Origin of the sequence: Segatella copri, from assembly GCF_009494395.1 — a bacterium.
Lineage (GTDB): Bacteria > Bacteroidota > Bacteroidia > Bacteroidales > Bacteroidaceae > Prevotella.
This window is the reverse complement of record NZ_VZCB01000101.1, coordinates 19,903-34,413: the sequence shown is the minus strand read 5'-3', so window position 1 is coordinate 34,413 and position 14,511 is coordinate 19,903. Positions and strand designations below refer to the sequence as shown.

Genomic DNA, 14,511 nt, shown 5'->3' with positions numbered 1-14,511 from the left:
TTATTTTTTAGTAAAAGTCTTGTAGATGGCTGGCAATACAAGCAATGTGAGCAACGTACTTGTTATCAAACCACCTATCACTACAGTAGCCAACGGGCGCTGCACCTCTGCACCATCGCCCTGCGAAAGTGCCATTGGCAAGAAGCCCATAGAAGCAACAAGAGCTGTCATTAAGACAGGGCGCAAACGAACCATACAACTCTCGATGATGCGATGATGAATCACTTCAGAGAGATTGGCAGAAGTGTTATCAGGCGAAGCCTTCTCTTCACGCTGCATCAGATTCATCTGTCCGATGAGTACAATGCCATTGAGAACTGCCACACCAAAAAGAGCAATGAATCCAACACCAGCCGAAATACTAAACGGCATACCCCTGAACCATAAAGCCCAAACACCACCGATTGCAGCCAAAGGAATGGCAGAGAACACAAAGAGCGACTCACGAACATTCTTGACTGTAGCATAGAGCAGCAGCAAAATGATGACAAGCGCTATCGGTATTACGACCATCAAACGCTGCGTTGCACTCTGCAGGTTTTCAAACTCGCCACCATAATTATAATAGTAGCCCTCCGGCAGCTTCAACTTTTCATCGAGAATTTTCTGAATATCCTCTACAGTACTCTGCACGTCTCTCCCCTTTACATTGAATCCCACATAGATGCGACGGGCACCATTTTCGTGAGACACCTGTGCCGGAGCAGGCTCATAGACGATATCCGCAACCTGTGAAAGAGGAATCCTAGAACCATCAGCCAATAGAATACTCAATTCCTGCAGGGACTCTGCATTACGCTGAGAAGGGTCCATACGAAGCACAACATCAAACTTCTTATCACCTTCATAAAGTGCACCAGCTACTGCACCAGCAAAGGTGATTTCCAAGACCTGATTGATTTCATCTACGCTCACTCCATAAGAAGCCATGCGTTCATGATTGTATTTCACCTGAATCTGAGGCAAACCCGATACTTCCTCTACAAAAATACCACTAACACCCGGTACACGCTCTATCAACTTCTTTACCTTTCCGGCTTCAGAAGTCAAGACATCAAGGTCTTCACCGAAGATTTTGATAGCCACGTCCTGCTTGATACCCGTCAGCAACTCATTGTTACGCATCTGTATCGGCTGCGAAATCTCTGCTTCCAAACCAGGAATCGCCTTCAAGGTCTCCTCCATCTTCTCCATCAACTCCGGAGTAGTTTCTGCAGACGTCCATTCTGCCTTCGGTTTGAGAGCAATCATGATGTCAGCACGTTCTACAGGCATCGGGTCTGTAGGAATCTCTGCACTACCAATGCGGCTCACCACCTGTTTGACTTCCGGATACTGCGCCTTCAGCAGTTTCTCTGCCTTGGTACAGCTCTCTACCATCTGAGAGAGCGAAGTACCTTGTGACATACTCATCTCTACGGCGAAATCACCTTCTTCCAAACTAGGAATAAACTCACCTCCAAGGAATTTGAAACCAACGATACTCACACAGAACAATCCGATAGCGGCAGTAATGACATCTTTATTGCGCGCCAACACCCAGTCAAGGACAGGTCGATACCAACCTTGGAGTTTCTCTATCATCTTATCAGAGAAAGTCTTTCGGTTATGTACCTTGCGACTCAACAACAACGAGCTGACCATTGGTACATAGGTAAGCGAAAGAATGAAAGCGCCAAGGATGGCGAAGAAAACAGTCAGCGCCATCGGACGGAACATCTTGCCTTCAATCCCAACCAAGGTCATCAGCGGAATATAAACTATCATGATCATAATTTCACCGAACGCAGCACTCTGTCGGATGCGTGAAGCTGAAAAATGCACCTCTTCATCCATCTGCTTCTGTGTAAGAGCAAATGGAATATTCTGTCCGCCATTCTGACTTTGAGCCAGATAAGCAGCCCTCACTTCTGGCTGCGAAAAATGCCCCGTATTAATATGTGTTACTACCGCCTCAACAATAATAACGGCAGAATCCACTATCATTCCAAAGTCGATAGCTCCGAGCGACATCAGATTTCCATCAATACCGAAAGTCTTCATCATACCGAATGCAAAGAGCATACTGAGCGGAATCACGCTGGCTACCACCAAACCCGCACGCCAATTACCCAAGAAGATAACCAGCACAAAGATAACAATGAGTCCACCTTCTATCAGGTTTCGGGCAATGGTACCCTCTACTCTATCCACCAGGTTAGTACGGTCAATGAACGGCTCTATCACAACGCCTTCAGGCAGCGATTTCTGAATCTGCTGAATACGCTCCTTCACATTGTGGCTTACTTCCTGAAAGTTCTCGCCTTTCAGCATGATGGCGATACCAGCCACAACCTCACCTTCTCCATTGCGGGTAACAGCACCAAATCTCGTCGCATGTCCTAACTGAACCTTAGCTACATCGCTCACCTTAACCGGTGTACCGCCAACTGTCTTCACCGTGATATTGGCAATATCCTCCAAACTCTTGACGGTTCCGATACCACGGATATAATATTGGTTGGCATTTTCTTCTATATAACTGCCACCGGTATTGGCATTGTTCTTTTCCAGCGCATCAAACATTTCGCTAACGGTAATATTGTTGGCATTCAGCTGGTCAGTATTCACTGCCACCTCATATTGCTTCACGTAACCGCCCCAACCGCTCACTTCTGCAACACCGGGAGTTCCCGAAAGCTGCTTTCTTACTATCCAGTCCTGCAAAGTTCGCAATTGGGTAAGAGAGTATTTATGCTCATATCCTTCCTTGGCCCTTACCGTATAATGGTAGATTTCACCTAATCCGGTAGCAATAGGTCCCATCTCTGTATCGGTATTCTTTGGTAACTCTTTCTCTATCTGAGTCAGCACTTGACTCACCTGCGAACGAGCCCAATAGATATCTGCTTGATCATCAAACACCAAGGTGATGACAGAGAGACCACTACGCGAAATACTTCGACGCTCCTGGAGCCTAGGAATGTTGGCGAGTGCCATTTCCACAGGAGTAGTTACATATTGTTCCACTTCCTGCGCTCCAAGAGAAGGGGCTTGGGTTATCACCTGAACCTGATTATCAGTAATATCAGGAGTAGAATCAAATGGAAGATGAACAAGGGACCAGATGCCCCATACCATTAGGGCTATAGAGAGAACTCCAATCACCAGCTTATGGCGAATGGAATAAGTAATCAATTTCTGAAACATAAGCTTTAATCTAAAATCTTTTACTGTCTATTGATAAATAATCAACTAAAGCTTAGTGGGCATGTTCACCATGTTCGCCTGTAAGCGATGCGAGATAAAACGCATTGTCGGTAACTATCTTCTTGCCTGCCTTCAGATGGTCGCAAAGCTTCACTTCTGTAAATCCACCGTCTGTAACGCCAGTGCTAACCTCATGTCGGGAGAAACTATACTCACCCTTCTTTGGTTCTCCATTGAGAGCAAAGACATACTGCTTACCATCGGTAGAAACAATTGCTTCAGAAGGCAAGGCAAGACATCTCTGTGAACCAGTAGCAATCTGTCCACTCACATACATACCATCAAAGAGTTTGATATGATTGATACGACTTGTTTTCAATGACGCATCATCCATTTTTACATGAACAGCAACAGATTTCGAACCGTCGTTAAAGTATTGGTTCATACCATAAACTGTACCAGACAGCTTGACTCCAGGCTGATTGGTCAAAGAGAAAGTTACGCGATTACCCACCTTCACCTTGGCCAAATCTTTCTCAAAAACATTCAGATCGCATTCCACTGCCTGAGTATTGCGAATTTTCATCAGTGGAGTCTGCATATCTGCATAACTACCCAGACTTGCCGTCAACTGACTGACAACACCGGAGATAGGTGCACGAAGAGGAAAAGCCGTAGTAAACTTACCTTTGGCAACAGCCGAGGTAGAAATGCCCATCTGAGCGAGCTGTCTGCCAATACCCAAAAGATTGGCATGAGCCACTTGGTAATCTTTTCGGGTCTGCTGTAAGGTGCGCTTCACACCTGCTCCCTGCTTACTGAGCAGAAGTTGGCGCTCCCAATCAGCCTTGGCAAGTTCACACTCCTTGGCAGCAGAGTAATACTCACGCTGAAGACTTACCACATCTGTATTTTCAACAGTAGCAACAACCTGTCCTCTATGAACAAGCTGCCCTTCTTTTACAAAAATAGATTTCACAATACCGCCCATCAAGGAGGCAACATCACCCATCGCCTGTGCACGCAGTACGAGCGATCCTTTTGCTTCTATGGTGGCATCCATCTCGCGCTCCACAGCCTCACCCATCTTCAAATCTACGGTGCTGACCTGCTTGGCTGTCAACGGAATATGATCATAATCCACTTCTTCATGCTCATGCTCCTCGTGTGCATGAGCCTCAGAACCGGTCTGTTTCGCAAAGAAAGCGAATCCAGCCCAGGCTATCGCCGTAACGGCGACAATCAAAATGACTCTTTTCATGTTTGTCTTTTCTTCTATTTTATAATTCTACACTACAATTTCACACAACGAATCTTATCAAAAATCCGTTGGCAAAAGTACACAAAAAATCTTGCAACTCAGTTGCATTCGAATCTTCAAACCGATTTCTGCAACCAAGTGGCAAACTTGTAAAATCATAAAATAGAAGGAGGTCCCCGTCTGCTATAGCCTGCCGCCAGTTCCTCAGCAAGAGGAGAAGCAGCCACATGCTGCCATCTCACTGAAATGAGTGAGAGACGAGGGAGGGTTAAAAGGGAAGAACAAGACAAGACCACAAACTGATGGTTCTCATCTACCAGCAACTTGCGGATATTCTTCACCACCTTGGAATTGACTACAAACTGATGCATTTGACGAACGCTACAGTTCTCACGATCACCTTCGCTCTCCTGATCATGATGCTCAGTATGCTCATCATTGATATTGCCGTCCTGCTCACATTGTTCTTCTACCATACAGATACGCCCTTTGTGGTGATGATGTATCATCACCGTAGATAGCATGATACTCATGGTGGCTATCCAAAGACAGAATATGTACAGTATTCTCTTCTGCATACTAAATTTTTGCGCAAAATTACAGAAAAAAAGGTTAACCACCAAGAATAACAGATGTTTTTATAGCATTTTTTCTTAAAAAAATAAAAAGACCTATACCCGAATCAAAATTATAGGCGCATTTATAAGTATTATTTCGTAACTTTGCAATCAAAATTAGTACAAATATAGAAATGAAGAAAATTTTTGCAGTTTTACAATTACTCCTAGTAGTAATGTTGGCGCAGGCGCAGATGGTGAACCCAGTCAAGTTCTCTACTTCGCTCAAGACCAATGGTACCGCAATAGCGGAAATCGTATTTAATGGTAAAATCCAATCGGGATGGCATGTCTATTCTACAGGATTGGGAGCAGACGGACCTATCTCAGCTACTTTCAATGTCAACAAGATGGATGGTGTAGAGTTGGTTGGCAAACTTCAAGCTCGTGGTAACGAGATTAGTAAGTTTGACCCACTCTTCGAGATGAAGCTACGTTATTTTGAAGGCAGCGTTACTTTCGTTCAGAAAGTGAAGTTCGTCAAGCCAAACTACCATATCGATGCATACGTTGAATACGGTGCGTGCAGCGACCAGAATTGCCTTCCTCCTAGCGAGGCAAGTTTCAAGAAGAGTGGAAAATCTCCAGCAGTAGATGGCAAGGCTGAGACTGACAGTAAGGAAGCTACCAAGGCTAACGGTCCTGAAGGCATTGATGCCGTCAAGGCCAACACCGACTCTTCTTCACTTCAGGGAGTAGCTGAAAAGATGGACAGTACAGCCAATATCGATGCTGCATTCTCTGTAGATAGTGATGACGCAAAGGCCTGGTGGGCTCCGGTAGTAAAAGAGCTTCAGGCTTTCGGTGGCAATAACGACATTGCAAGCCATTCACTCTTCTATATCTTTATCATTGGCTTTGTAGGCGGACTTCTAGCACTTGTCATGCCATGTATCTGGCCTATCATCCCTATGACTGTAAGCTTCTTCCTCAAACGAGCTAAGAACGATAAGAAAAAGGGTATTCGCGATGCATGCACATACGGATTGAGCATTGTTGTCATCTATTTGGTTCTCGGTCTTGCCGTTACAGCCATTGCAGGTCCTAGTACCTTGAATGCACTCAGCACCAGTGCTGTGTTCAATATCATCCTCTTCCTGCTCTTGGCAGTTTTCGCCTTCTCATTCTTCGGATGGTTTGAAATCAAATTGCCAGACAGTTGGGGAAATGCCGTAGACAGCAAGGCTTCCAGCACTACAGGTATGATCAGCATCTTCCTGATGGCATTCACACTCGTGCTCGTAAGTTTCTCTTGTACCGCTCCTATCATCGGATTGCTTTTAGTACAGACTGTTACTTCTGGCGATTGGCTGGCTCCTACCATCGGTATGTTTGGTTTTGCCCTTGCTTTGGCACTTCCATTTACCCTCTTCGCCTTGTTCCCATCATGGTTGAAGTCTGCTCCTAAGTCAGGCTCTTGGATGGAAACAGTAAAGATTGTACTGGGCTTTATCGAGTTGGCATTCTCATTGAAGTTCCTTTCTGTTGCAGATTTGGCATACGGCTGGCACATCCTCGACCGTGAGGTATTCCTCTCTCTCTGGATTGTCATCTTCGGTCTCTTAGGCCTGTATCTCATCGGCAAGTTGAAGTTCCAGGTTGACGCCATTGGTGGCGACATCCAGAAGCCTATGCCTGTACCTTGCATCATGCTCGGTCTCTGCTCTTTGGCTTTCTCTGTATATATGATTCCTGGACTTTGGGGTGCACCTTGCAAGGCTGTCAGCGCTTTCGCTCCACCTATCAATACACAGGATTTCAATCTCAATACCAAGACCGTAGAACCAGCTTACAAAGACTACGAAACCGGTATGGCAGCAGCTAAGGCAGCAGGTAAGCCAGTACTCATAGACTTCACAGGTTTTGGCTGCGTAAACTGCCGTAAAATGGAAGCATCAGTATGGACAGATCCTACTGTAGCAGACATTTTGACAAAGGATTACGTCCTCATCTCTCTTTATGTAGATGACAAGACTCCGTTGCCTCAGCCAATGGAAGTAGAATTCAATGGCGAGAAGCGTACACTCCGCACCATCGGAGACAAGTGGAGCTATCTGCAGGCAAGTAAATTTGGTGCCAATGCCCAGCCTTTCTACGTACCAGTAGACAACGATGGCAAGCCTTTGAATGCAGCATTCAGCTTCAAGGAGGACGTCAGTGCCTATCTCGATTTCCTGCACAAGGGACTTGAGAATTACAGAAAATAATCTGGAATTATAGATTACCAGCAAATAATCTATAAATATATATATTGAATTTAATTGATTACAATGATGAACAACAAGGAAGTTCCGGTACTCCTACTCACAGGTTACCTTGGCAGTGGTAAGACCACACTGCTAAACAAAATTTTGGCAAATAAGAAAGGTATCAAATTCGCAGTTATTGTGAATGACATTGGTGAGGTCAACATTGATGCAGCACTCATAGAGAAAGGTGGCGTAGTGGGTCAGAAAGATGACTCGCTCGTTTCATTGCAGAACGGTTGCATCTGCTGCACGCTCAAAATGGACTTGGTTGAACAGTTGAAGGAAATCGTAGACATGAAGCGCTTTGACTATATTGTAATCGAAGCTAGCGGCATCTGCGAGCCAGCTCCTATTGCCCAGACCATCTGCTCTATTCCATCATTGGGACCTCAGTATATCAAGAATGGTATCTTGCGTCTCGACAGCATTGTAACCGTCGTAGATGCTCTCCGCATGAAGGATGAGTTTGCAAACGGTTCTGATTTGATGAAGTCAAATCTTGACGAGGAAGATCTTGCATCGCTTGTTATCCAGCAGATAGAGTTCTGTAATATCATCCTCTTGAACAAGGCTGCAGAGGTAGAGCCTAAGGAGCTGGAACATCTCAAGCAGATTATCCGTGCCATACAGCCTAAGGCAGAGATCTTTGAATGCAACTATGGTGATATTGATCTCGATTTAATCGTGAATACCCATAAGTTTGATTGGGAGGCTGTAGCTACATCTGCTGGTTGGATTCAGGAGATAGAGGCTGAAAGAAATGGCGAGGAAGATGAACATGAGGAGCATGAACATCATCACGAACATGAGGAACATGAACATCATCATCACGATGATGAACATGAGCACCATCATCACGATGACCATGACCACGATCATGACCATTGCCACCACCACCACCACGATCACGACCATGACCATGAAGGTGGTGAGGTAGAAGAATACGGAATCGGAACCTTTGTATATTATAGACGTAAGGCATTCGATCTATCTCTCTTTGATGAATTCGTAGCGAGAAAATGGCCTCGTGACGTAGTACGTGCCAAGGGTATCTGCTATTTTGCTGACGAACCTGACATGTGCTATGTATTCGAACAGGCAGGACAGCAGAAAACTGTAAAGCAGGCAGGACAATGGCTCGCAACGATGCCAGCTGACCAATTGGCTGAGCTTCGCAGAAACAACCCTCAACTGGAGAAGGAATGGGATGACAAGTATGGTGACCGAATGATAAAAATCGTATTTATCGGCCAGCACATCAAAGAGCAGAAGGATGCCATCATCAAGGAGCTCGATAAATGTTTGAGCTTGTAGCAACATGCTAGGGCATCTTTGAAGACTATAGTTTCAGAATTTGAAGCTATAATAGCCTCAAAATAGAGAAAAAAGGAGAAAAATCGACACATTGGTGTAGTTTTTTCTCCTTTTTCGCTTTTATTTCGTTTTTTTTTGTTAAATTTGCAGCGGATTTAATATAATAGCAGCGTAGTTAATATAATAAAAGAAAAGATAATATGAAGACTGACTTCAGACCTGCATACAAAAAAGATTTTGAAGCTTGCTGGAATGTCATAGACCAGGCAAGAAAACTCATGATTGCTTCTGGAAGACACCAGTGGACTAACGATTATCCGTCTGTTAAAGACATTCAAAACGACATAGACAATGGTAATGCTTTTGTCATCACGGTTGATGACCAAGTAGCTGTCTATGGTGCCGTCATGCTGAACGGAGAACCACAATATGACTTCCTTAAAGGAGAATGGCTAACGAATGGAGATTACTATGTAATTCATCGTTTCGCTACTTTGCCGATGTTCCAGAGAGAAGGATTGGCTCGAATCTTTATCGATAAGGTTAACAGCCTTTGCGAAGTAGAAAAAGTACCAAGTATCAAGGTTGATACCAATCATGACAACTTACCTATGATAAATCTTCTCTCTTCAATGGGATTCTGCATCTGCGGACAAGTAAACTACGGAACGAGAGGTATGAGATTTGCATTTGAAAAAACGACTATGGAAATTGAAAAATAATGAACGATAAAATATCACTTATGAGAAGCTTGGTTGAACGACTCAATCAAGCTTCTCTTGCTTATTATAATGGTGAAGGCGAACGGATGACCGACTACGAGTGGGACGCCATGTTCGACCAACTGAAAAAACTGGAAGAGGAAACTGGTGAAATACTACCCGACTCCCCTACCAATAAAGTTTCTGAAGACCAGATTGCCGGTCAGAAAGAAGAGCATGAATTTGCAGCACTATCCCTTGCAAAGACAAAAAAGGTGAGCGATCTCGTCAAGTGGGCTGAAGACCGCCCGATATGGATTTCCTGGAAGCTGGACGGTCTGACTTTGGTGGTAACTTACGATAACGGTAGTCTTAGCAAGGTGGTAACACGTGGTAATGGACATATCGGCACCAACATCACCCACCTGGCTCCAGCTATCAGTGGTATTCCAGCAACAATCAAGGAGAAGGGTCATCTTGTTATACGTGGTGAGGCAGTCATCTCCTATGCCGATTTCGAACAGTTCATCATTGAAAGTGAAGGCGACTATGCCAATCCTAGAAACCTGGCATCAGGCTCCCTCTCACTGAAAGATGTAGAAGTGATTAAGCAGCGCCATATACAATGGATTCCATTTACACTGGTATATACCGAGCATGAAATCACATCGTGGGGAAAACGTATGCAGTTATTGGAAGACCTGGGACTACATCCTGTGGAACGACAGTTGATAGAGCATCCTACGGAAGACCACATCCTACAGGAAATTGATGTCTTTACCAAAAAGGTAACCAACAAGAAAAATCCATTTCCTGTCGATGGTCTGGTTATCTGCTACGATGATACCGTGTATGGTGCTACAGGTTCTGTTACGGGCCATCATGCAACCAGAGCTGGCTTTGCCTTTAAATGGCAAGACGAGCATGCAGATACAGAATTAGACCATATCGAATGGTCTTGTGCTGCAAATACCATCACGCCTGTTGCCGTTTTCAAGCCAATAGAGTTGGAAGGAACCACTGTGCAACGTGCATCTCTCTGCAATGTAAGCGAATGTGAGCGCTTGGGTATCGGTGGTAAGGGAACGAAATTGCAGGTGATTAAAGCAAATAAGATTATTCCTAAAGTGATTCATGTCACTGAAGCTATAGGAACTTTCGAAATACCTGAGTTCTGTCCGGTTTGCCATGCTGAAGCCAAAGTACAGAAAAGCGAGAGCGGTACAAAAACCCTACATTGTACAAACCCACATTGTGCAGCAAAGCAACTGAAGAAATTTGCCAGATTCGTCAGCAAAGAAGGTCTCAATATCGAAGGGATTTCAGAGCAGACTATCTGGAAATTCGTAAATGAAGGATTAATAAGCGAATATGCTGATTTCTATAAACTCAGAGAACCTGAGAAAGTCTTTAAAATTTCTAACTTTGAAGGCTTTGGCAAGAAAAGCGTCAGCAATTTACTGAACAGTGTAGAAAAAAGCCGTCATACCGATGGTCGTCATCTTCTCTATGCGCTCAACATTCCCCTTTGCGGTGGCGATGTTGCCAAGAAATTGATAGAGCGCTACCCGTTAGAGGAATTGATAGATATAGCCCAAAACAGCACCAGCTTGTTTGGTGATGACTTTGCTGACATTGATGGCATTGGACCGGAAAAAAGTGCTAAGTTCATCAACTGGTTCCATGATGCAGACAATAGAGCTCATGTAGCGCACCTCCTTCCACATCTCGTCATCGAGAAGCAGGAGCCTATAGAAAAAGGTACGAAGTGTGATGGTTTGACATTCGTAGTTACGGGAGATGTACATCATTATAAAAATCGCAATGAGCTGAAAGCATACATCGAGAGCCAAGGTGGAAAGGTGACTGGCAGTGTGAGCAAGAGCACACATTATCTCATCAACAATGATGCAGAATCACAAAGTTCAAAGAATAAGAAAGCGCATGAATTGAATATTCCTATCATAACCGAAGAGCAATTCATTGCACAATTTGGAGAAGAATAAGAAAAGAGCATCTCGTGAAAACGGGTATTCCCTTATTGTTATCTAGACGCCCTGTAAGGACAAAAGCATGAAAATGAAAGCCTTTGCCTTTACAGGGCGTATTATTTCTTCGGATAGTGAATCATACAACTTTCACTCATCCCCCTTCAGCTGGTATAAACACAAATGTTATTTTGCCTTTTTCTTTTTCAATTCCAACTTTGGAATCTTGACCTTCTGTCCACTCTTAATAGTAGAGGTACCATTAAGAGCCTCAATATAACATTCCATACCAGGACCTAAATATCGCTTGCTGAGTGTAGCCATTGTCTGATGCTCGCCAACAGTTACTACCTGGTCTACACCTACGATACGATAGGCACCAGTACGAACCCTTGGGTCACTGTCATATTTATCTGACACTACCTTTGCATGTTCAGCTGCCTTATCCTGCTTTTTATCTGTTGCAGACTTCTTTTTAAGTTCTGTAGACTTTTCATCAGCTTTCAAGTTCTTTACAGACTTTTCTTTATCTACAGCAGCCGATTTTAATGAATCTGCTCTTTCTGCAGCCTTAATGGCATCATTTGCCTTTGCCATACGCAAACTGTCCTGTCTTGCTTTTTCCAGAAGAAGTTGCTCTTGACTCTTCACATTAGCAGGCTTCGCTACGACATTCTTATCCGTCTTATATTGCGCCAATTGCAATTCAAGATGATCACGTTGAGCTGACATCTGCCCGTAATTGAAGGCAAACCATCCCAAGCCTCCTATTAATAATAATAAGGTGAAGCTTGCAATAATCACCACATATTTTGGAATGATGAAATGACGACGACGTATCTCAACTTCATCATCTGCCTCAATTTCTGCATCAGTCTCAGCCTCAATTTCTGCATTAGAATTTTCCTCCCTGCTATCTGCCTGAATATCATCTGATACAGATGAAGAAATCTCCTCCGTTGGTACTTCCTGAGAAACAGTTGTCTGCGGTTCAATCGTCGAGTCTTCACCAACCACCACCACACTACTATCTTCAGATGGATTTTCAGGAACATCCAGAAAATCTATAACTCCACTAGTAGTAGGTTCTGAAGAGGAAACAGCTTCAGCCTGTGTAGTTTCTTCTGAAACAACGTCCGGTAAAGGAGTTTCCGTAGGTTCAACAACCTCTATTATAGGCTTAGGTTTCTCAAGAGATTCCTCTTGCTCCTCATCCTCTAAACTATCCTCATATTTCTTATCTATTGACTCGAAATCAACACCGTCGTTCACAATCACAGTCTCAAACTGAGCAAAAGGCTTATTGACAATTTCCTTGAGAATATTATCAGGAGTAAAGGAAATCTTATCACGTCCCTCTATAACGATACGCTCACCCGTATTCACATCTACACTCTCACGTTCCTTCACGGAAGTAACCTTGAAAGTACCGAGCCAGCGCATCTTGACTATCTTATCAGCAGCAAGCCCCTGATGACAGACATCAAACATTTTACGAATAAAAAGTTCTGCCTCAATCTGGCTCAGCCCACTCTTCTCGGCCAATTTATCAGCCAATCCATTCAGACTATTCTTACTCATACAGCATCCCCTCCATTTTTAAGTTTCTCCTTGACAGCAGCTACCGGACGAAATCCTAATATGAGCTTCGGTGGCACCAACTGGCGCTTTTTGGTAGTAGGATTAACCACCACACGCTCCATACGCTTCTTTACCTCAAACGTACCAAAATTGGGGATAGCGACAACCTCGCCATCCTCAAACTCAGTTATCATAGCATCGATAACCTTACGTACCAACTTCTGAGTGTCATCTTGCGAATAACCAGTTTGCTGAGCCAACTCAGCGACAAATTCCTTATTATTCATAAGCCATTTATTATTTCACCACTTCACCATAGAGGTCAAACTCTTCGCTTGCAGTAATCTTAACATTATAGAAACAACCCACACGCAGGCGCTTCTCCGTAGCACGAATCAATACTTCTGGATCTACTTCCGGAGAACAGAATTCTGTACGACCTATATAATAATCACCTTCCTTACGGTCGATGATAACCTTTAAGACCTTGCCTACCTTTTCTGCCTCTATTTCAGCACTGATGTCCTGCTGAAGAATCATCAGTTCATCAAGCCGGCGCTGCTTCACATCTGCAGGCACATCGTCCTCATAATGGGTAGCACTATAGGTTCCCTCTTCTTCAGAATAAGCAAAGGCTCCCATACGCTCAAAACGCTGCTCACGTACAAAATCCATCAATTCGTCAAAGTCTTCCTTAGTCTCACCTGGGAAACCAACCATCAGTGTAGTACGGATATGAATTCCTGGCACACGCTCACGGATAGCCTTCAAGAGATCTATTGTCTCCTGCTTGGACACATGACGGTGCATACGGGAAAGCATGTGATCACTGATATGCTGCAACGCTATATCAAGATACTTGCAGACATTTGGTTTCTCGCGCATCACATCGAGCAGATCCATAGGGAACTGATTAGGATAAGCATAATGCAATCTAATCCATTTCACGCCTGGAATATCAGCCATTTCGCTGATAAGCTCTGTGATATGATGCCTGCCATCAAGGTCAACACCATAATAGGTTAATTCCTGAGCAATAATCTGAAATTCCTTAACTCCTTCTGCCACTAACTCCCTAACCTCATTCAAAATCTCCTCCTTAGGGCGAGAAACATGTTTTCCTGTAATGATTGGGATGGCACAATAGGCACAATGACGGTTACAGCCCTCTGCTATCTTGACATAAGCATAATGACGAGGAGTAGTAAGATGACGGTGTCCATCGCAGGAAGGAACGTCAGCCTTACCTAATTCCTGAAGTAACTGCTTATAATTGAATTTGCCGTAAAACTTATCAACCTCAGGCATTTCAGCTTCCAATTCCTTCTGATAACGCTGTGAAAGACAACCCATTACATAAAGTTTCTTCAGTTTTCCTTCTTCCTTAGCCTGGATAAACTCCAGAATGGTATCAATACTCTCTTGCTTGGCATCTTCTATAAAACCGCAGGTATTGATAACGGCTATTTCCCCCTGAGGACGCTTTGGGTCATGAGTACAATGATAACCGTTGGCCTCAAACTGCTTCATGAGCAATTCGCTGTCAACCAGGTTTTTCGAACAACCCAAAGTTATAATATCTATCTGATTTTTCTTCATCTATTTTTTCAC

Annotated in this window: 10 protein-coding genes; 4 read left to right on the top strand and 6 right to left on the bottom strand. The window is 43.9% G+C overall.

Going from position 1 to position 14,511, the window contains the following annotated elements; genetic code table 11:
- The 3 genes from F7D73_RS14860 to F7D73_RS14850 form a co-directional block, all read right to left on the bottom strand.
- Positions 1-3,189, bottom strand: coding sequence for an efflux RND transporter permease subunit (locus tag F7D73_RS14860; protein WP_153125963.1), 3,189 nt, complete (start codon positions 3,187-3,189; stop codon positions 1-3).
- 52 nt (positions 3,190-3,241) lie between these two features.
- A complete protein-coding gene (locus F7D73_RS14855; protein WP_153125961.1) occupies positions 3,242-4,450 on the bottom strand; it encodes an efflux RND transporter periplasmic adaptor subunit in 1,209 nt (402 codons plus the stop codon).
- 155 nt (positions 4,451-4,605) lie between these two features.
- Complete coding sequence (locus F7D73_RS14850) at positions 4,606-5,028, bottom strand: hypothetical protein (protein WP_153125959.1); 423 nt, start codon at positions 5,026-5,028, stop codon at positions 4,606-4,608.
- Between the two features lie 173 nt (positions 5,029-5,201).
- Between F7D73_RS14850 and F7D73_RS14845 the strand changes: the two genes are divergently transcribed.
- From F7D73_RS14845 to ligA, 4 genes are all read left to right on the top strand, one after another.
- Positions 5,202-7,274: a protein-disulfide reductase DsbD family protein gene (locus tag F7D73_RS14845; protein ID WP_153125957.1), complete on the top strand. Its 2,073-nt coding sequence runs from the start codon at positions 5,202-5,204 to the stop codon at positions 7,272-7,274.
- Positions 7,275-7,340: 66 nt separating this feature from the next.
- On the top strand, positions 7,341-8,630 hold the full coding sequence (locus F7D73_RS14840; protein ID WP_153126202.1) for a CobW family GTP-binding protein: 1,290 nt from the start codon (positions 7,341-7,343) through the stop codon (positions 8,628-8,630).
- A 200-nt stretch (positions 8,631-8,830) separates the two neighbouring features.
- Positions 8,831-9,352, top strand: a complete 522-nt coding sequence (locus F7D73_RS14835; protein ID WP_153125955.1) for a GNAT family N-acetyltransferase — start codon at positions 8,831-8,833, stop codon at positions 9,350-9,352.
- Positions 9,352-11,337: an NAD-dependent DNA ligase LigA gene (gene ligA, locus F7D73_RS14830; RefSeq protein WP_153125953.1), complete on the top strand. Its 1,986-nt coding sequence runs from the start codon at positions 9,352-9,354 to the stop codon at positions 11,335-11,337. The genes F7D73_RS14835 and ligA overlap by 1 nt, the downstream gene beginning before the upstream one ends.
- 168 nt (positions 11,338-11,505) lie before the next feature.
- Here the strand turns inward: ligA and F7D73_RS14825 are convergent, their stop codons facing one another.
- The 3 genes from F7D73_RS14825 to rimO are packed head-to-tail and all read right to left on the bottom strand — an operon-like array spanning position 11,506 to position 14,499.
- Positions 11,506-12,900, bottom strand: coding sequence for an HU family DNA-binding protein (locus tag F7D73_RS14825; protein ID WP_153125951.1), 1,395 nt, complete (start codon positions 12,898-12,900; stop codon positions 11,506-11,508).
- Entirely contained in the window at positions 12,897-13,187 is a 291-nt protein-coding gene (locus F7D73_RS14820; protein WP_153125949.1) for an HU family DNA-binding protein, read from the bottom strand. Before F7D73_RS14820 ends, F7D73_RS14825 begins: the two co-directional genes overlap by 4 nt.
- A gap of 10 nt (positions 13,188-13,197) precedes the next feature.
- Entirely contained in the window at positions 13,198-14,499 is a 1,302-nt protein-coding gene (gene rimO, locus F7D73_RS14815; RefSeq protein ID WP_153125947.1) for a 30S ribosomal protein S12 methylthiotransferase RimO, read from the bottom strand.
- Positions 14,500-14,511: the final 12 nt, after the last annotated feature.